The sequence below is a fragment of the Pseudoduganella sp. R-43 genome (genome assembly GCF_049913255.1).
Classification (GTDB): Bacteria; Pseudomonadota; Gammaproteobacteria; order Burkholderiales; family Burkholderiaceae_D; genus Rugamonas.
The window spans coordinates 1,666,135-1,682,998 of record NZ_CP183988.1; the positions used below are offsets into that span (position 1 = coordinate 1,666,135).

The 16,864-nt window shown below is 62.4% G+C and carries 19 protein-coding genes; 9 read left to right on the top strand and 10 right to left on the bottom strand.

Translation table 11 applies throughout. The annotated features are described in order from the left end of the window. Nucleotides 1-69: 69 nt before the first annotated feature. Genes ACN9M3_RS07805 through ACN9M3_RS07815 form a run of 3 tightly spaced genes read right to left on the bottom strand, consistent with a single transcriptional unit; the run spans nucleotide 70 to nucleotide 2,996 of the window. The gene (locus ACN9M3_RS07805) at nucleotides 70-981 is read right to left on the bottom strand and encodes a LysR family transcriptional regulator (protein ID WP_426169475.1); all 912 of its coding nucleotides are present in this window, start codon (nucleotides 979-981) and stop codon (nucleotides 70-72) included. Continuing rightward, nucleotides 966-1,892 carry a pseudouridine-5'-phosphate glycosidase gene (locus ACN9M3_RS07810; RefSeq protein ID WP_426169478.1) on the bottom strand — a complete coding sequence of 309 codons (927 nt, stop codon included), beginning with the start codon at nucleotides 1,890-1,892 and terminating at the stop codon, nucleotides 966-968. Before ACN9M3_RS07810 ends, ACN9M3_RS07805 begins: the two co-directional genes overlap by 16 nt. A gap of 3 nt (nucleotides 1,893-1,895) precedes the next feature. Next, a complete protein-coding gene (locus ACN9M3_RS07815) occupies nucleotides 1,896-2,996 on the bottom strand; it encodes a carbohydrate kinase (RefSeq protein ID WP_426169481.1) in 1,101 nt (366 codons plus the stop codon). A gap of 222 nt (nucleotides 2,997-3,218) precedes the next feature. Between ACN9M3_RS07815 and xapA the strand changes: the two genes are divergently transcribed. From xapA to ACN9M3_RS07850, 7 genes are all read left to right on the top strand, one after another. After that, on the top strand, nucleotides 3,219-4,058 hold the full coding sequence (xapA, locus tag ACN9M3_RS07820; protein ID WP_057261862.1) for a xanthosine phosphorylase: 840 nt from the start codon (nucleotides 3,219-3,221) through the stop codon (nucleotides 4,056-4,058). A gap of 120 nt (nucleotides 4,059-4,178) precedes the next feature. Next, nucleotides 4,179-5,372, top strand: a complete 1,194-nt coding sequence (locus ACN9M3_RS07825; protein ID WP_426169484.1) for a phosphopentomutase — start codon at nucleotides 4,179-4,181, stop codon at nucleotides 5,370-5,372. After that, on the top strand, nucleotides 5,369-6,331 hold the full coding sequence (deoC, locus tag ACN9M3_RS07830) for a deoxyribose-phosphate aldolase (protein ID WP_426169487.1): 963 nt from the start codon (nucleotides 5,369-5,371) through the stop codon (nucleotides 6,329-6,331). The genes ACN9M3_RS07825 and deoC overlap by 4 nt, the downstream gene beginning before the upstream one ends. A 12-nt stretch (nucleotides 6,332-6,343) precedes the next feature. Next, complete coding sequence (locus ACN9M3_RS07835) at nucleotides 6,344-8,731, top strand: aldehyde dehydrogenase family protein (RefSeq protein ID WP_426169489.1); 2,388 nt, start codon at nucleotides 6,344-6,346, stop codon at nucleotides 8,729-8,731. A gap of 128 nt (nucleotides 8,732-8,859) precedes the next feature. Then, on the top strand, nucleotides 8,860-10,182 hold the full coding sequence (gene deoA, locus ACN9M3_RS07840; RefSeq protein WP_426321594.1) for a thymidine phosphorylase: 1,323 nt from the start codon (nucleotides 8,860-8,862) through the stop codon (nucleotides 10,180-10,182). 78 nt (nucleotides 10,183-10,260) lie between these two features. Further along, nucleotides 10,261-10,665 (top strand): cytidine deaminase, encoded by a 405-nt coding sequence (locus tag ACN9M3_RS07845; protein WP_426169494.1) that lies wholly within the window; start codon nucleotides 10,261-10,263, stop codon nucleotides 10,663-10,665. A 6-nt stretch (nucleotides 10,666-10,671) separates the two neighbouring features. Then, a complete protein-coding gene (locus tag ACN9M3_RS07850) occupies nucleotides 10,672-11,886 on the top strand; it encodes a nucleoside deaminase (RefSeq protein WP_426321597.1) in 1,215 nt (404 codons plus the stop codon). Here the strand turns inward: ACN9M3_RS07850 and ACN9M3_RS07855 are convergent. The 7 genes from ACN9M3_RS07855 to ACN9M3_RS07885 all read right to left on the bottom strand — a co-directional run bounded on the left by ACN9M3_RS07855 (nucleotide 11,879) and on the right by ACN9M3_RS07885 (nucleotide 15,735). Next, on the bottom strand, nucleotides 11,879-12,259 hold the full coding sequence (locus ACN9M3_RS07855; RefSeq protein ID WP_426321599.1) for a YybH family protein: 381 nt from the start codon (nucleotides 12,257-12,259) through the stop codon (nucleotides 11,879-11,881). The two genes, ACN9M3_RS07850 and ACN9M3_RS07855, sit on opposite strands and share 8 nt — an antisense overlap. Then, nucleotides 12,256-12,657: a VOC family protein gene (locus tag ACN9M3_RS07860; protein ID WP_426321601.1), complete on the bottom strand. Its 402-nt coding sequence runs from the start codon at nucleotides 12,655-12,657 to the stop codon at nucleotides 12,256-12,258. Before ACN9M3_RS07860 ends, ACN9M3_RS07855 begins: the two co-directional genes overlap by 4 nt. Then, the gene (locus ACN9M3_RS07865; RefSeq protein WP_426321603.1) at nucleotides 12,657-13,082 is read right to left on the bottom strand and encodes a VOC family protein; all 426 of its coding nucleotides are present in this window, start codon (nucleotides 13,080-13,082) and stop codon (nucleotides 12,657-12,659) included. Before ACN9M3_RS07865 ends, ACN9M3_RS07860 begins: the two co-directional genes overlap by 1 nt. Before the next feature lie 77 nt (nucleotides 13,083-13,159). After that, nucleotides 13,160-13,942, bottom strand: coding sequence for a LytR/AlgR family response regulator transcription factor (locus ACN9M3_RS07870; RefSeq protein WP_426321605.1), 783 nt, complete (start codon nucleotides 13,940-13,942; stop codon nucleotides 13,160-13,162). Further along, nucleotides 13,939-14,835, bottom strand: a complete 897-nt coding sequence (locus ACN9M3_RS07875) for a sensor histidine kinase (RefSeq protein WP_426169508.1) — start codon at nucleotides 14,833-14,835, stop codon at nucleotides 13,939-13,941. The genes ACN9M3_RS07870 and ACN9M3_RS07875 overlap by 4 nt, the downstream gene beginning before the upstream one ends. Further along, complete coding sequence (locus ACN9M3_RS07880) at nucleotides 14,828-15,070, bottom strand: hypothetical protein (protein ID WP_426321607.1); 243 nt, start codon at nucleotides 15,068-15,070, stop codon at nucleotides 14,828-14,830. Before ACN9M3_RS07880 ends, ACN9M3_RS07875 begins: the two co-directional genes overlap by 8 nt. 113 nt (nucleotides 15,071-15,183) lie before the next feature. Continuing rightward, complete coding sequence (locus tag ACN9M3_RS07885) at nucleotides 15,184-15,735, bottom strand: GNAT family N-acetyltransferase (protein ID WP_426321609.1); 552 nt, start codon at nucleotides 15,733-15,735, stop codon at nucleotides 15,184-15,186. 97 nt (nucleotides 15,736-15,832) lie between these two features. Here ACN9M3_RS07885 and ACN9M3_RS07890 point away from each other — a divergent pair, with 97 nt between their 5' ends. Continuing rightward, nucleotides 15,833-16,435 carry a hypothetical protein gene (locus ACN9M3_RS07890; RefSeq protein ID WP_426321611.1) on the top strand — a complete coding sequence of 201 codons (603 nt, stop codon included), beginning with the start codon at nucleotides 15,833-15,835 and terminating at the stop codon, nucleotides 16,433-16,435. A gap of 45 nt (nucleotides 16,436-16,480) precedes the next feature. Continuing rightward, the gene (locus ACN9M3_RS07895; RefSeq protein ID WP_426169519.1) at nucleotides 16,481-16,852 is read left to right on the top strand and encodes a VOC family protein; all 372 of its coding nucleotides are present in this window, start codon (nucleotides 16,481-16,483) and stop codon (nucleotides 16,850-16,852) included. The last annotated feature ends 12 nt before the right edge of the window (nucleotides 16,853-16,864 follow it).

The following is a 16,864-nucleotide window of genomic DNA, read 5'->3' on the forward strand; positions in this document are numbered from 1 at the left end:
GGTAAACCAGTGTCAGACCCAAGGGTCTGACACTGTCTGTGCGGCGGCTGGCGGCCCTAAGACCCTGGCTTACCGGTTTTCAGCGGGAGGGGGGCGCAGGATGTTGAGGAAGGCGCGCACGACCGGTGCGTCATCCAGCGTCGTGTAGGTGATGTACAGGTTCGCCGATGGCGGGTTGGTGCGGATCGGCAGGAACACCACGCCCGGCCAGCCGATACGTGCCGTGGTCTCCGGCATCAGCGTCACGCCCAGGCCCGCGCCCACCATGGCCAGCAAGGTTTGCGGCTCGTGCGCTTCCTGGAAAATCTCCGGCTGGAAGCCCGCGTTCACACAGCACTGGATCAGGTAGCGCGGGAATGCCGACTTGTCCAGAGCCAGCGTCAGCATCGGATCGTCCGCGATATCGGACAATTCGATGGCGTCCATCTTCGCCAAGGGATGGTGCTCGTTGACTGCCACGCAAACGTTCTCGCGGAAGCATAGTTCCTGTTTCAAGTTGTCGCGCCGCAGTTCGTCGTCGTCCAGCTTCGGCTCGCGCCAGAAGCCGACGTCGATCTGCTTGGCGCGCAAGGCGTCGTACTGCACGGTAGGGCCGGACTCGTGGATGGTCCAGGTCACGCGCGGGTACTTGCTCTGGAATTCTTCCAGCATGGATGGAATCGGTCCCCACATCGCCGAACCCACGATGCCCACGCGCAGCCGGCCCACTTCGCCGCGGTCGATCTGGCGCACGGTGTCGATGGTCATGCGCATCTTCGCCAGCAGGTCGGAGGCCTCTTGCATCAGCGCCTTGCCGGCCACTGTCAGCTCGAAGGTACGCGTGGTGCGGGCGAACAGCTTCACGCCAAGCTCCGCTTCCAGCTTCATGATCTGCTGGGAAAGCGGCGGCTGGGAGATATGCAGGCGTTCGGCCGCGCGGCTGAAGCTTTTCTCTTCGGCGACTGCGAGGAAGTACTTTAACTGTTTCAGGTCGATGGACATGGATGCTCCTGCAGCGCGCGTGCCAGGGCAGCGCCGACACGCGCGTTGTTTTTCACAAGTGCGATATTTGTCTTCAAGCTGCGACCCTCGGTCAGGGTCTTGATGCGGGCCAGCAGGAAGGGGGTAACCTTCTTGCCGGTGACGCCATTCTCTTCAGCTTCCTGCAGGGCGCGCAGGGTGATGGCGTCGATTTCGTCTTTCGGCATGGCTTCTGCCACCGGCACCGGTGCCGAGACCACCACGCCGCCGTTCAGGCCCAAGGCCCACTTGGTCGTGATGAAGGAAGCCTGTTCGGCGGCGGTGTCGAGCTGGAAGTCGGCATTGAAGCCGCTTTCGCGCGTGAAGAAGGCCGGGAAGCCTGGCTGGCCGACGGATACTACCGGCACGCCGTGCGTTTCCAGGTATTCCAGCGTCAGGCCGATGTCAAGGATGGACTTCACGCCCGCGCACACCACGGCGACATTTGTCTGCGCCAGTTCCTGCAGGTCGGCCGAAATGTCCATGCTGGTTTCGGCGCCGCGGTGTACGCCGCCGATGCCGCCAGTGACAAAGACCTTGATGCCTGCCAGTTGCGCGCAGATCATGGTTGCCGCCACGGTGGTGGCGCCCAGCTTGCCTTGCGAGAGCACATAGGCCAGGTCGCGGCGCGAGACCTTGATCGCGTCCGGCGAGTTGCCCAGTCCTTCCAGTTGTTCTTCGGTCAGGCCGACGCAGATTTTGCCGCCAATGATGGCGATGGTGGCCGGCACGGCGCCCGCATCCCGGATGATCTGCTCAACTTCACGCGCGGTCTGCACGTTCTGCGGGTATGGCATGCCATGCGAAATGATGGTCGATTCCAGTGCGACGATCGGCTTGCCGGTGGCGCGGGCGTTGGCAACTTCAGGGGAAAAGGACAGGAATTGGTGCATGATTTACTCCTCGATATGCGCGGTGGCGAGCAGGTCGGCGCTCAGCTCGGGCGACACGGTGTGCGGGCTGGCGAGCGTGATGGAGGCGGCTTTCAGTCCGCGTTCGCAAGCCAGGGTCAGGTTTTCGGGGTCTTGCAGCAGCGACCAGCAGACGGCGGCCGAGAAGGCATCGCCGGCGCCGGTGACGTCGATCACCTTGGCGTCGTGCGCCGGCAGCCAGTGCAGCGCATTGCCCAGCGTGTGATAGACGCCGCTGGCGCCGCAGGTGACGATGATGTCGCGTACGCCGTCAGCTTGCAGCTCGTGGCAGGCTGCCTGCACGTCGGCTTCGGTCGGCAGGGCGCGGCCGGAGCGGGTTTCCAGTTCACCGCGATTCAGGATCAGCAGCGACAGGCCATGAAGGTTTTTCGGCAGGCGCGCCATTTTCGGCTGCGATACGGCGACTACTACCAGCGGCACGCCGGATACGCGGGCATCCGCCATCAGCATGGCGACCGATTCGACCGGCAGGTTCAGGTCCGCCACCACCATGCCGGCGGCATTGCGCTGCGGCTGGCGGCTGGCCACCCAGCCTGGGGTGAGCTGGTCGAAGATGGCCATGTCGGCCAGCGCGACCACCATCTCGCCGGAAGCATCCAGCACGGCGGTGTAGGTGCCGCTGCCAATGCCGTTGACCTGCAGGCTGCCTTCCATGCCGATGCCGAAGGCTTCCGCCTGGGCGCGCAAGGCGCGGCCGGAGGAATCGTCGCCGAGGGCGGTCAGCAGGGAGCAGGGCAGGCCGAGCTGGGCCAGGTTGGCGGCGATATTTCGTGCCACACCGCCAAAACTTTCCTCGGCGCAAGCTGGGTTGGAGGTGGCCATTTGCAATGGGGCGTGCGGTCGCAGCTTGCGGTCGAGGCAGGCGGCCCCGATACACAGCACAGTGCGCTCGTTGCGCAACACATAGGCCCGGCCCAGCAGCTTGCGCTCGCGGATCAGGCTGGCGATATGGCCGGCTACGGCGGAGCGCGACAGGGCGAGCTGCTCCGCCAGCTCTTGCTGGGAAATAAAGGGGTTGGCACGAATCAGCTCGTAAAGCTGTTCCTTGCGGGAGAGATCGGTCACGAAAAGCTCGCTATAAACATTTGTTTGCGATGCTAAACATTTGTCCGTTCCATGTCAAACGGAAGCTGCTCCTATAATAAACCCATATTTATAGCGCTTGCGTATAAATGGCAAAGAAAAATGGTATTTGCCATACATATAGACGATGATGCATAGTGTCGTGGTACGTTCAAAGGGCCTGTTCTGGCCAGCTCACCTAAAGATATAAAAACGAGGAACTCCATGTCTTCCAATACCCCATTCCAGGCAGCCGCCATCATCCGTGCTCGCATGCCGGCCAATTTCCAGCCACGCGTTGCAATGATCCTGGGCTCCGGCCTGGGCGTGCTGGCCGAACAGATGACCGATGCAGTGTCGATTTCCTTCGATGAACTGCCAGGTTTCCCGATCTCCACCGTGCATGGCCACGCGGGCCAGCTTGTACTGGGCACGCTGGCTGGCGTGCAGGTTGTCTGCCTGAAGGGCCGCGGCCACTTCTACGAAGGCTACGGCCCTGCGGTGATGACTTCCGCCGTGCGCACCATCAAGCTGCTGGGCTGCGAGATGCTGTTTGTGACCAATGCGGCGGGCTCGCTGCGCACCGAGGTGGACGCTGGTTCGCTGGTGGCGCTGAACGACCATATCAACTTCCTGCCTGGCACTCCGATGGTTGGCCCGAACGACGAGCGTTTCGGCCCACGCTTCTTCTCGATGGCCAATGCTTACGATGCTGACCTGCGCAAGCTGCTGCAGTCGACCGCTGCGGACAAGTCGATCACCCTGCATGAAGGCGTGTACATCGCGTACCCTGGCCCGAACTTTGAAACCCCTGCGGAAATCCGTGCGTTCAAGACGCTGGGTGCGGATGTTGTCGGCATGTCGGTGGTGCCGGAAGTGGTGTCGGCGCGTCACTGCGGGCTGAAGGTGGTTGGCGTTTCTGTTGTTACCAACCTGGCTGAAGGGCTGTCGCCGTTCCCGCTGTCGCACGAGCAGACGCTGAAGTATGCGGCTGTGGGCGCGGAATCGCTGATCAAGCTGATTCTGGCGTTCCTGGAGAATGTGGCCAAGGCTCCAAAGGCCTGAAACCGGTAACCCGGTGTCTGACCCGCAGGGTCAGACACCTTGGCCCGCGGCCGCCGCGTATCGGGTGTCTGACCCTGCGGGTCAGACACCGCTTTGATGGTTTTGAATAGAGAGGCAAAAATGTCCCGCGCCTTCATCCTGTTGTTAGACTCCTTCGGCCTCGGCGCAACGCCAGACGCTTCCAAGTACGGCGACCAGGCCTGCAACACCTTCGGCCACATCGCCAAATGGGCAGCCAACGAAGGCAAGCCAATGTCCCTGCCAACCATGGAAGGCCTCGGCCTGGCCGCCGCCGCGCATACCGCGTCGGGCGAGTGGGCTGCCGGTTTCACCAAGCGCGACGGTTTCACCGGCGCCTACGGCGCGGCACGCGAGCAATCCACCGGCAAGGACACCCAGTCCGGCCACTGGGAAATCGCCGGCGTGCCGGTGCTGTTCGACTGGGGCTACTTCCCGAAGGAAGTGCCGTCCTTCCCAAAAGAGCTGACCGACAAGCTGCAGGAACTGACCGGCGTGCCGGGCTTCCTGGGCAACTGCCACGCCTCCGGCACCACCATCATCAACGAGCTGGGCGACGAACATGTGGCGACCGGCAAGCCTATCCTGTACACCTCGGCCGACTCCGTGCTGCAGATCGCATGTCACGAAGAGCACTTCGGCCTGGAGCGGTTGTACGATATGTGCGAGAAGGCTTATGAGCTGGTCAAGCCGTACAACATCGGCCGCATCATCGCCCGTCCATTCGTAGGCGCCAACGGCGACTACAAGCGCACCGCCAACCGCCACGATTACGCCGTGCCGCCAAGCGCGCCAACTCTGCTGGACCACGTGAAGAATGAAGGCGGCGAGGTGATCGCACTGGGCAAGATCAGCGACATCTACGCCGCGCAAGGCGTGAGCCGCGTGTTGAAGGGCCCAGACAACATGGCGCTGTTCGACAAGCTGCTGGAAGCAGAGGCGGAGGCGGGCGACAAGTCGCTGACCTTCGTCAACTTCGTCGACTTCGACATGCACTTCGGCCACCGCCGCGATGTTGCCGGCTATTCGAACGCGCTGCATGAGCTGGATGCGCGCCTGCCGGAATTCATCTCCCGCTTGAAGGATGGCGACCTGTGCGTGATCACCGCCGACCACGGCTGCGATCCGACCGCGCCTGGCTCCGACCATACCCGTGAACATATTCCTGTGCTGTTCTTCGGCCCGAACGTGAAGCCACAATCGCTCGGCATTTCCGAGACCTTCTCCGACATCGGCCAGACCATCGCGCATCACCTGGGCGTGAAACCTCTTTCCAACGGAACCAACCTGCTATGACCATCATTGAAAACTTCAAGCGCAACGAGGCCATCGGCCTCGACCTGGGCTGGCTGAATCACATCCACGTGAACAAGGCCGCCGCGGACCGCCGCGCCGCATCGCTGGCGAACCGCCGCACCGTGAAGAAAGAGTACCAGGCCGCCTGGCTGGTGAAGGCGATCGAACTGATCGACCTGACCACGCTGGCCGGCGACGACACCCCGGGCCGAGTTGAGCGCCTGTGCATGAAAGCCATGCGCCCGCTGCGCCAGGACCTGGTGGAAGCGCTGGGCCTGCAGGAACGCAAGATCATGACCGGCGCCGTCTGCGTGTACCACGAAATGATCCAGCACGCCGACGCAGTGCTGAAAGGCCGCCTGCCAATCGCTGCGGTATCGACCGGCTTCCCGGCCGGCCTGACCAGCATGGAAACCAAGGTGCGCGAAGTTGAACTGTCGGTCACCGCCGGCGCCAAAGAGATCGACATCGTCATCACCCGCCAGCACGTCCTGACCGGCAATTGGCAAGCGCTGTACGATGAAATGCTGGCTTACCGCAAAGCTTGCGGCGAAGCCCACGTGAAGGCCATCCTGGCTACCGGCGACCTGGTGACGCTGGAAAACGTGGCGAAGGCATCGTGGGTCTGCATGATGGCAGGCGCGGACTTCATCAAGACCTCGACCGGCAAAGAAGGCGTCAACGCCACCATCCCTGTGTCGCTGGTGATGGTGCGCGCGATCCGCGAATACTACGAGCGCACTGGCTTCAAGGTGGGCTACAAGCCGGCAGGCGGCGTGGGCACCGCCAAGGCAGCGTTGCAATACATGACCGTGATGAAGGAGGAACTGGGCAATGAATGGCTGGAGCCGCACCTGTTCCGTATCGGTGCTTCGTCCCTGCTGACCGACATCGAGCGCCAGCTGGAGCACCATGTGACCGGCGCCTACTCCGCCGCCCATCGCCACGCGCAACCATAAGAAGACACCGCCATGCCAACTATTAACGAGATCCTCAACACCATGGACTACGGCCCTGCACCAGAAAGCCAGAAAGAAGCGCAAGCGTGGCTGGAGCAGCGCTCCCGCAAGTTCGGCCTGTTTATCGACAACCAGTGGACCGAGCCGGGCGAAACCTTCGCTTGCTACAACCCGGCCGATGGCTCGCAACTGGCTGAACTGACCCAGGCTACCGCGGTCGACGTAGCACGTGCAGTTACTGCAGCACGCAAGGCGCTGCCGGGCTGGCAGGCACTGGGCGGCCATGGCCGCGCCAAGGTCATGTACGCGATCGCACGCCTGATGCAAAAGCATGCGCGCCTGTTCGCCGTGCTGGAAACCCTGGACAACGGTAAGACCATCCGCGAAACGCGCGACGCCGACCTGCCGCTGGTGGCCCGTCACTTCTACTACCACGCCGGCTGGGCGCAATTGCTGGACGAAGAATTCCCGGGCCATCGCGCCGTAGGCGTGGTCGGCCAGATCGTGCCTTGGAACTTCCCGCTGCTGATGCTGGCATGGAAAATCGCTCCTGCGCTGGCCGCCGGCAACACCATCGTCTTCAAGCCGGCTGAATTCACGCCGCTGACCGCGATGCTGTTCGCGGACATCTGCCAGCAAGCTGGCGTGCCTGCCGGTGTCGTGAACATCGTGACCGGCGACGGCCGCACCGGCGAAGCCATCGTCGGCCACCAGGGCATCGACAAGCTGGCCTTCACCGGCTCCACCGAAGTTGGCCGCCTCATCCGCGAAGCCACCGCCGGCACCGGCAAGAAGCTGTCCCTGGAGTTGGGCGGCAAGTCGCCGTTCATCGTCTTCGAAGACGCCGACCTGGACGCTGCGGTGGAAGGCCTGGTCGATTCGATCTGGTTCAACCAAGGCCAGGTCTGCTGCGCCGGTTCCCGCCTGCTGGTGCAGGAATCCGTGCAGGACCGCTTCCTGAAAAAACTGAAAGCGCGCATGGACAACCTGCGCCTGGGTTCCCCGCTGGACAAGTCGATGGACATCGGCGCCCTGGTCGACCCGATCCAGCGTCAGCGCATCGCCGGCCTGGTGGATTCCGCCCGTGCCGAAGGCTGCGAGGTGTACCAGCCGGCCGGCTGCGAACTGCCTGCCACCGGCTCGTGGTTCCCGCCAACCCTGATCACCGGCGCTTCCACTTCCGCCGCCGTGGCGCAAGCTGAAATCTTTGGCCCGGTGCTGGTGGCGATGAGCTTCCGTACTCCAGCCGAAGCTGTGCAACTGGCCAACAACACCGTGTATGGCCTGGCTTCCTGCGTGTGGACCGAGAACATCTCGCTGGCGCTGGACATGGCGCCGCAGATCAAGGCCGGCGTGGTGTGGATCAACACCGCCAACCAGTTCGACGCTGCGTGCGGCTTCGGCGGCTACAAGGAATCCGGCTACGGCCGTGAAGGCGGCCGCGAAGGCATGTTCGAATACCTGGTGCCTGTGTCGGAAGATGCACGTCCGGCCGCGCCTTCGTTCAAGAAGCCTGCCAAGCCTGAAACCGAGTTCACGCCATCGGCCGATCCATTTGCTGTGGATCGCACCGCCAAGCTGTACATCGGCGGCAAGCAGGCCCGCCCTGACGGCGCCTACTCGCGCGCCATCCACGGCGCCGACGGCAAGTTCCTGGGCGAAGTGGGCGAGGGTAACCGCAAGGACATCCGCAACGCCGTTGAAGCGGCGCACAAGGCAACCGGCTGGACCAAGGCTACTGCGCATAACCGCGCGCAAGTGCTGTACTACATCGCTGAAAACCTGGCTGCTCGTGGCGCTGAATTCGCAGAGCGTATCGCTGCGCAGACCGGCACCAAGAACGCCGAGAAGGAAGTGCAGGCTTCCATCGAGCGCCTGTTCTACTGGGCTGCCTGGGCCGACAAGTACGACGGCCTGGCACACCAGCCGCCTATGCACGGCATCACCGTGGCGCTGAACGAAGCGATCGGCGTGATCGGCATCGTGTGCCCGAACGAGAATCCGCTGCTGGGCTTTATTTCGCTGGTGGCTCCGGCTATCGCTGTTGGCAACCGTGTGGTGGCTGTGCCGTCCGAGGCGTATCCGCTGTCGGCGACCGATTTGTACCAAGTGTTCGATACTTCGGACCTGCCGGGCGGCGTGGTGAATATCGTGACCGGTTCGGCGGATGAACTGGCGCGCACGCTGGCGTCGCACGCGGACGTGGATGCTGTCTGGCGTCACGACGGGTCTGCTGCTGGTTGCGCGGAAGTGGAGAAGCTTTCGGCAGGTTCGCTGAAGCGTACCTGGACTGGCGGCGCGAAGGGCCGTGACTGGTTCTCGACCGCGCAGGCTGGCGGGCGCGTGGTGTTGGCGCATGCTTCGCAAGTGAAAAACATCTGGATTCCTTACGGCGTTTAAAACCGGTAAACCGGTGTCAGACCCATAGGGTCTGACACCGATACGCGGCAGCCGCTGGCCTGGTGTCTGACCCTGCGGGTCGGACACCGGGTTACCGGTTTGGAAGTAAAAAGAAAGAGATAAAAAAAATGTTCCTCCCCCAGGAAATCATCCGTAAAAAACGCGACGGCGGTGTGCTGAGCAAGGAAGAAATCCAATTCTTCGTCAAAGGCATCACCGACAACAGCGTCAGCGAAGGCCAGATCGCCGCGCTGGCGATGGCCGTCTTCTTCAACGACATGACCATGGACGAGCGCGTGGCGTTCACCCTGGCCATGCGCGATTCCGGCGAAGTGCTGGACTGGAAATCCCTGAACCTGCCAGGTCCGGTGATGGACAAGCATTCCACCGGCGGCGTTGGCGACGTCGTGTCCCTGATGCTCGGCCCGATGATCGCGGCCTGCGGCGGCTTCGTTCCAATGATCTCGGGCCGCGGCCTGGGCCACACCGGCGGCACGCTGGACAAGTTCGATTCCATCCCTGGCTACTCCACCGTCCCGACCAACGACAAGTTCCGCGAAGTGGTGAAGGACGTCGGCGTGGCCATCATCGGCCAGACCTCGTCGCTGGCGCCGTCGGACAAGCGTTTCTATTCGATCCGCGACGTCACCGCGACCGTGGAATCGGTGGCGATGATCACTGGCTCAATCCTGTCGAAGAAGCTGGCGGCAGGCCTGGACGTGCTGGCGATGGACGTGAAAGTCGGCTCCGGCGCCTTCATGCCTTCCTACGAGAAGTCGGTCGAATTGGCCGAATCCATCGTCAAGGTGGGCAATGGCGCGGGCACGCTGACCTCGGCCTTGCTGACCGATATGAATGAATCGCTGTCTCCATGGGCCGGCAATGCGCTGGAAGTACGCGGCGCAATCGACTACCTGACCGGCAAATTCCGTCCGGCGCGACTGCATGAGGTCACGATGTCGCTGTGCGCAGAGATGCTGGTGCTGGGCAAGCTGGCCGCCAACGAAGCCGATGCCCGCGCCAGGTTGCAGCATGCGCTGGATTCCGGCGAAGCGGCCGAGCGCTTCTCGCGCATGGTCAAGGCGCTGGGCGGCCCGGCCGACCTGGTGGAGAACATGGACAAGCACCTGGAAAAGGCGCCAATCGTGGTGCCGGTGCCGGCGCCGCGTGCGGGTTACGCTGCTTCGACCGTTTGCCGCGATATCGGGCTGGCGGTGGTGTCCCTGGGTGGCGGCCGTCGCCGTCCGATCGATGCGATCGACTTTGCCGTGGGGCTGACCGACCTGGCCGAACTGGGGCAGCCGCTGCAAGTGGGCCAGCCTATGGCCATGGTGCACGCGCGCACGCAAGCTGCTGCTGAACAGGCGGTGCGTGAAGTGCAGGCGGCATACACGATTGCGGATGCGGCGCCGGCGGCGAATCCGATCGTTTATCGCACGATCCGCCCTTAAACCGGAAAAGCAGTGCCGGACGCGTGCCTGGTGTCTGACCCTGCGGGTCAGACACCGGTTTACCGGTTTGGAGAATAAATGAACAACGAAACACTGATCGAAGAGGCCAAGGCAGCACGCCTGAAAGCCTACACGCCGTACTCCAACTTCAAGGTCGGCGCAGCGCTGCTGACGAAAGACGGCAAGATCTTCCACGGCTGCAACGTGGAAAACGCCAGCTACGGCCTGTGCAACTGCGCCGAGCGTACTGCCTTCTTCAGCGCAGTCGCGCAAGGCTACCAGCCGGGCGATTTCGACAAGCTGGCAGTCGTCGGCGAAACGGACAATCCGATCGCTCCATGCGGCGCCTGCCGCCAGGTTACGCTCGAACTGGGCGGCAATCAGTTGCCGGTCGTGCTGGCCAACCTGAAAGGCGACGTCCGCGAAACCACTGCCGCCGAGCTGCTTCCGGAAGCCTTTGGCGGCTGGGACTTGAAGAAGTAAGCAAGCGTGAAGAAGGCCATCGACGTCCAGACAGCGGTCGCCATCGCGGCATCCGAAGCTATTGCGGCAAAGACCCAGGGCACCTTTGGCGTGGGCGGCGTGATGCTCGACGCCAGCGGTACTGTGCTCAAGGCGCTGCATAACAACGTCATCAAGCATGGCCTGATCTACGACCCGACCGCGCACAGCGAGCGCCAGCTGATCGACTGGTACTTCGCCGAACGTGCCAAAGGCCACGAGCTGCCGCCGCCCGAAGAAATCACCATCGTGACTTCGCTCGACCCGTGCTGCATGTGCACGGGCGCCATCCTGGCGGCCGGTTTCAATGTCGTCGTCGCAGCGCCTGACAGCAAGGCCGGCATCAACTACAACGGTTCCGCCTTCTATCCCTCGCTGCCGGTTGCTTTGCGCCCGCAGGCCGAGCGGACTTTCGCCTATCCGGCCGTGCTGGGCACCTCGTCGTATGCACGGCGCGGGGCAGGGGCTACGCCGAAACCTTTCTTCATCGGCAAAACCATCGCCGAACCGACGCAAGCCTTATGCTCGCTGGTGTTCGAGGCGACCTCGGCCAATGTGATGGATTTGTTCAACATCGATCCGCCGCAAGCGGAGCTGAAAGATCCGGCCACACTGCCGGAAGACCATTTCATCGTGCGTGCCCTGAAGCGCGCGTTCCCCGATGCCCTGACTTACCGCTGCGAGCCGCGCACGCCGGATGCCGGCCTTGCGCCATACCTGCAGCAGGCCATGGCGCGCGACAAGGCGCAGGGCGGCAAGGGCGAAGCTGTAGCGCTGTTGGATTCTTTCGGCAATCTCCTGCTTTGCTGCCACGGCCGCCAACAGGCGTCAGCCATCCGTACCGCTTTCATGGAGTGCACGCGGGCTTACGCCCAACTGCGCTACAAGCTGATGGAAGGCGCCGACGCGGCAACGCAAGCCGAAGTGCGGCACTACCTGGGGCATCCAAAAGACGGCACCTTCGTGTTTGCTGTCGGCCCGGATGAGAGTGCGTTGAGCTTCATGGCCCTGGGCGCCTACGGATCGACGATGGAGGGGGCGCTGCCGCACAACAATCCGGCCCAGTTCCAGTACGTACGGCCGGCGATGCCGGAACAAGCGCTGCACGAATTGTGCGGCCACCTGCCTCCGCTCTACCGCAGCCTGATCAAGATCCGCCCGACGCAGGTGGCAGACGCCGCCCTGGTGGCTGCCATCAACTGAGCATGTTCGCGTCGCGCGCCAGCTGCCACTGGCCGGCAGCGTTCTTGCGGTACACCGACAACACATTGCCTTCCTTGCGCATGGCCTCGCCACCAGCCAGTGGCGTAATCGCCACGCGCAGATGCGTCGTGCACCAGGCCAGGTTGCCGCTGACTTCCACCTGCTGCACGTCGGCGTGCGATTCGACGCGATGCAATGCCAGCACGGCACGCACGCCTTTCTCGAAGGCAGCACGGCCGCGCATGGTGGGCTGGCCGGGAACGTAGAACTCCACGTCTTCCGTCATCAACGGCAGGATGCGCTCGACTTCCGCTGCGAGGGTAGCGCGGGTCCATTCCGCGACCAGGTCGCGGATTGCCTGTTCGTCGCTCATTTACGCCCCTCGAAGGAAGCGCCGGCATCGTTCTGCATCATGCCGAAGATGTTGCCGTCCGGATCCTTGGCGTAGGCCAGCCAGCCGACGCCCGGCACCGGCATGCGCGGCACGGCAACCGTGCCTTTAAGTTCTTTTAGCAGCGCAAGGGATTGATCGAGGTCTTCCACATCGACGGTGCAGACGAAGGCATTGACGGAGGCGCCTTCTTCCGGCCGCGGGCCACGGCGCGGCAACAGGCCGCCATTGATGCCGGGTGCGCCGACTTCGCCGGTGCCGACCAGCCAATACTCGCCGCCTTCCCATTTGGAAAAGCTCCAGTCGAACATCTTGCCGTAAAAATCGATCAGGGCTTGCGGCTCGCTGGCCTGGATTTCAAAGTGGACTGTGCGTCCCATCAGTGCTCCCAAGGGTCATAAGTGCCTATGCTCCACACATGCCCTTCGGGATCGCGACAGGTAAATCCACGGCCGCCGTAGTCTTCGTCCTGCAAGGGCATCTCGATTGGCGCCCCGGCTTGCACGCAGCGCGCGTGCACTTCGTCGGCGTCGTTGACGACGAGGTAGGCGGTTTGGGTGACAGCCATTCCCAGCTGGGCTGGCTGTTTCAGCAAACGGCCATAGTCGGTGTCAAAGATGGAGCTTAGCATGATCATGCCGTTGCCGTAGGAAAGCTGGGCGTGGGCGATGGTGCCGTCTTCGTTGGGGACCACAAGCGCGGCCTTGAAACCCAAGGTTTTACACAACCAATCGATAGCGGCGGGCGCGTCGCGGTAACGCAGGCAAGGCATGATGGTCGCGCGCGTGGCCTTTGGAATCGTCATCGTTCTCTCCCTGAAACGCAGCTTAGTCAGGACAATATAGACTAGCACCGTACAGGGGGCAAGCGAGCGCGGGCGACCTACATTTGCTGGAATAAATGGGTGTTGCCGCGGCTGACTTCGAGTTCTTCGCTGGAGTTGCGCACGCGGACCATCTGCCGACCGCGCAAGTCGCGCGTCACCTCGGCAATCGCATCCACACGCACGAGGGTAGAGCGGTGGATGCGCCAGAATTCATTCGGGTCCAGTTCATCTTCCAGTTCCTTCAGGGTCTTGCGGATCAGGAATTCGCCCTGTGCTGTTTGCACGCGCGTATATTTTTCATCGGCGCGAAAGAACAACACTTCCTTGGTCGAGATCATGCGCAGGCTGTTGCCAACCTGGGCCTGGATCCAGTGCAGGTACTCGGGTTGTGTCGCGCTGCCGGCCGGGCTGCGGCCAGTCTGCTGCAAGAGCTGGCTCAGTTGGCGTTCGATATTGTTGGGCGTTTTGCCGAGGCGCGCTTGCAGGCGTTCGCAAGCTGTTTTCAGACGCTCCAGGTTGACGGGCTTGAGCAGGTAGTCCAGCGCGCCCTGTTCGAAGGCCTCGATTGCATATTGATCGTAGGCAGTGATGAAGACGATGTGGCAACGATTGAACAGCATGCGCGCCGCCTCGATGCCGGTCAGGCCCGGCATGCGGATGTCGAGGAAGACGATGTCCGGCTGGTACTGGCCGGCCAGCGCGATGGCTTCGATGCCATTGGCCGCTTCGGCCACGATCTCCAGTTCGGGCCAGGCTTCGTGCAGGCGCTTGCGCAGCATGTCGCGCATTGGTTCTTCATCGTCTGCGATGATGGCGGTGGCTTTTGGCTGCATGCTCATGGTTTGGCAAAAATGTCTGGTGCAAAGGGGATGCAGATCGTGGCACGGCAGCCGCCATCCATCGGCTGCTCAATCAGCAACTGTGCGCGGGTGCCGTACATCAGCTTCAGGCGTTCACGTACATTGGTCAGGCCGACGCCATCGCCGGCGTAGGCATTGAAACCGACGCCGTCGTCCTGCACGTCGACTTGCAGCACGCTGCCGTTGACGCTGGCGCGGATGTCGATGCGGCCGCCTTCCACTTTCGGCTCCAGGCCGTGCTTGATCGAATTCTCGATCAGGATCTGCAGCATCATCGGCGGGAAGGTGGCGCTTTCAAGCTCCTGCGGCACGTCGATCGAGACGGACAGGCGCGACTTCATGCGGGCCTGCATGATGGCCAGGTAAGAGCGCGCCATCTGGATCTGGCGGCCCAGCGTACCGTTGCCGCGTGAACGCATCTGGGGCAGGGTGGCGCGCAGGTATTCGATCAGGTGGGTGTGGATCTTGGCCGCTTCCGGCGGGTCGGTCTCGATCAACTGGCCGATAAGGGCCAGGGTATTGAACAGGAAGTGCGGTTCGACTTGCGCCTGCAGGGCCGACATCTGGGCTTCCACCAGCCGGCGTTCCAGGCTTTCGGTGCCGGCTTGCGCCGCCGCCTTGCGCGCTTCGATTTCCGCCTTGCGCTTGCCGCCGGCCAGGATCTTCAGCCCGGCCGAGCCGACAATGAAGAAAGCTACCTGTTTCGGATGCAGCACGGGCGTCAGTCCCAGCAGGAAGGCGAGCATCCACGTTACCACCAGCTGGCGCAAGGGCACTTGCGCCAGCCAGTCGAAGAAGTCCCACCACAGGCTGCTGGCTGTGTCGCCAATCTCCCCGACAAAGGAGAGCACGCTGCGGGTCCGGTTACCCATGTTGTTTCTTGTCTCCAAAGGCGTTGATGGCCAGCTTGGCGATCAGCACGCCGATGAACAGCGTGATGGCCAGCGGCAGGATGGTCAGGAACAGCGCGATCACGATGCACATGCCGACGATGGCAGGCCAGGACATGTGGTCCAGCGTGCGGACGAAGAGGCGGCCGATGCCGACAAAGGCTTGCCACACTTCTTTCACGGTTTCCTTGGCGCTTTTGTTAATCGTTTTCATCATTTCCTCCTTGCGTTTCGATGATGCAACTGTACCGCTGCGCCTGGCAACAGTGGAGCGGCATACGACAGACTGCGCTGCGGGGCGGATGATTTGCTCTGGCGCGCGACGAACGGCTAGCGTGCCGCCAGCCAATCGGAACGCAGCAGGCCGAAAAAGTCCGTATCGCAGATCTCGCCATTGATGATCCAGCGTTCGCGCATATGGCCCTCATGCACAAAATGCAAGCTCTTCAGCAGCTTGGCGGAGGCGGTGTTGCGCGGATCGATGTCGGCTTCGATGCGGTGCAGGCTCAGCACCCGGAAGGCGTAGTCGATCAAGGAGGCCAAGGCTTCCTGCATATAGCCCTTGCCCCAGAATGCGCGGTCCAGCATGTAGCCGATGTCGCAGCGGCGGTTCTGGCGGCTGAAGCTGTACAGGTTGATGATGCCTGCCAGTTCGCCGCCGACCTCCACGCCCATGCGCAGCAGGTCGCCGCTTTCGTAGCCTGCTTGCGCCGCGGCGAAATAGGTTTCGGCTTGCTGCATGCTGTCCCAGGGCGCGCTGCTCCAGTAGCGCATGGCCTCGCTATCGGAATACATCCGATAAAGGGCCGGCGCGTCGGCAGCGGTCAGGAAGCGCAATTGCAGGCGCTGGGCGTTCAGGGTGAATGGGGCGAATGCTGGCATGGAATGCTGACTCTAGGAAATTTTTGCATTTTAACAAGGAGGAACAGTAAAATTGATTTTAACTTTTTGTTATCACCTTTCACTAATGGAGTAGTTCATGCGTATTTTGTTAGCCGGTGCTTTCGTTTTATCCCTGGCTGCCCCACTGGCGCAAGCTCAAATGTCGAACGGGAATGGCGGTGCAGCGTTCAACGGCATGGAGCGCGCTAACGATCCAACCAAGGAAATGATGGTGCGCTTTATCGATGCCAGCCGGATGACCTTGACCGGCAACCAGCAACTGCTGGCTGCCCTCGGACAGTCGCAGGAGGCCGTCGCAATGGGCGAACGTGCCGGCCAGCTGTCCGAATCAATGACACGCCGTGCGGTTGAAGAAACCCTGGAGACCCAGTTGCGCGGCGTAACGGCGTCCACCAAGGCACTGACTGCAGGCGGCCCGGCGCCGGTTGCCCAGCTCGAGCAAGGGCTGGCATCGCTGGCCCAGGCCGTAGCGCAGTACGAGCAGTTGATGAAGGACCTGCCGGAAGCAAAGGCCGCGATGAACACCATCCGCCAGGTGACCAAGGCCGATACCCCGACCTTCTTCATGCTGCGCAGCCTGTCGTCCAGCACGGCCAGCCTGAAAAAGGAAATCCGCGCTGTGGCGCAAGCGGCCAAGCGAGCGGGCGCTAACGTGCCGGAGGCCTTGCTGGCAATGTGAGCCGATGTTAGATTGGCATGGTCCAAGCGAGCGGAGGAATTCGGCATGCAACTCGGCGTATTTTCCCTTAGCCTGAACGTCCAGGACATCCGTGCCTCGCGCGAGTTCTACGCGAAGTTCGGCTTCCAGGACTTTGGCGGCAACATCGAGCAGAACTGGCTGATCATGAAGAACGGTGAACAGGTCATCGGCCTGTTCCAGGGCATGATCGAGAAAAATACGCTGACCTTCAATCCCGGCTGGGACAGCAATGCCCAGCTCGTGCCGGGCTACACCGACGTGCGCCAGCTGCAACGCCAGCTTGAGGAAAACGGCATTGCGCTGGCTGTCCGCACCGATGAATCGAGCACCGGCCCGGCCTATATCATCGCCATCGACCCCGATGGCAATCCGATCCTGATTGACCAACATATTTGATCGTTGCATTAC

What these genes read in the sequence shown, in the direction of transcription:
- ACN9M3_RS07805 (WP_426169475.1), bottom strand. Translation starts at nt 981, where the DNA reads ATGTCCATCGACCTGAAACAGTTAAAGTACTTCCTCGCAGTCGCCGAA.
- ACN9M3_RS07810 (WP_426169478.1), bottom strand. Translation starts at nt 1,892, where the DNA reads ATGCACCAATTCCTGTCCTTTTCCCCTGAAGTTGCCAACGCCCGCGCC.
- xapA (WP_057261862.1), top strand. Translation starts at nt 3,219, where the DNA reads ATGTCTTCCAATACCCCATTCCAGGCAGCCGCCATCATCCGTGCTCGC.
- ACN9M3_RS07825 (WP_426169484.1), top strand. Translation starts at nt 4,179, where the DNA reads ATGTCCCGCGCCTTCATCCTGTTGTTAGACTCCTTCGGCCTCGGCGCA.
- deoC (WP_426169487.1), top strand. Translation starts at nt 5,369, where the DNA reads ATGACCATCATTGAAAACTTCAAGCGCAACGAGGCCATCGGCCTCGAC.
- ACN9M3_RS07835 (WP_426169489.1), top strand. Translation starts at nt 6,344, where the DNA reads ATGCCAACTATTAACGAGATCCTCAACACCATGGACTACGGCCCTGCA.
- deoA (WP_426321594.1), top strand. Translation starts at nt 8,860, where the DNA reads ATGTTCCTCCCCCAGGAAATCATCCGTAAAAAACGCGACGGCGGTGTG.
- ACN9M3_RS07845 (WP_426169494.1), top strand. Translation starts at nt 10,261, where the DNA reads ATGAACAACGAAACACTGATCGAAGAGGCCAAGGCAGCACGCCTGAAA.
- ACN9M3_RS07855 (WP_426321599.1), bottom strand. Translation starts at nt 12,259, where the DNA reads ATGAGCGACGAACAGGCAATCCGCGACCTGGTCGCGGAATGGACCCGC.
- ACN9M3_RS07860 (WP_426321601.1), bottom strand. Translation starts at nt 12,657, where the DNA reads ATGGGACGCACAGTCCACTTTGAAATCCAGGCCAGCGAGCCGCAAGCC.
- ACN9M3_RS07865 (WP_426321603.1), bottom strand. Translation starts at nt 13,082, where the DNA reads ATGACGATTCCAAAGGCCACGCGCGCGACCATCATGCCTTGCCTGCGT.
- ACN9M3_RS07870 (WP_426321605.1), bottom strand. Translation starts at nt 13,942, where the DNA reads ATGAGCATGCAGCCAAAAGCCACCGCCATCATCGCAGACGATGAAGAA.
- ACN9M3_RS07875 (WP_426169508.1), bottom strand. Translation starts at nt 14,835, where the DNA reads ATGGGTAACCGGACCCGCAGCGTGCTCTCCTTTGTCGGGGAGATTGGC.
- ACN9M3_RS07880 (WP_426321607.1), bottom strand. Translation starts at nt 15,070, where the DNA reads ATGATGAAAACGATTAACAAAAGCGCCAAGGAAACCGTGAAAGAAGTG.
- ACN9M3_RS07885 (WP_426321609.1), bottom strand. Translation starts at nt 15,735, where the DNA reads ATGCCAGCATTCGCCCCATTCACCCTGAACGCCCAGCGCCTGCAATTG.
- ACN9M3_RS07890 (WP_426321611.1), top strand. Translation starts at nt 15,833, where the DNA reads ATGCGTATTTTGTTAGCCGGTGCTTTCGTTTTATCCCTGGCTGCCCCA.
- ACN9M3_RS07895 (WP_426169519.1), top strand. Translation starts at nt 16,481, where the DNA reads ATGCAACTCGGCGTATTTTCCCTTAGCCTGAACGTCCAGGACATCCGT.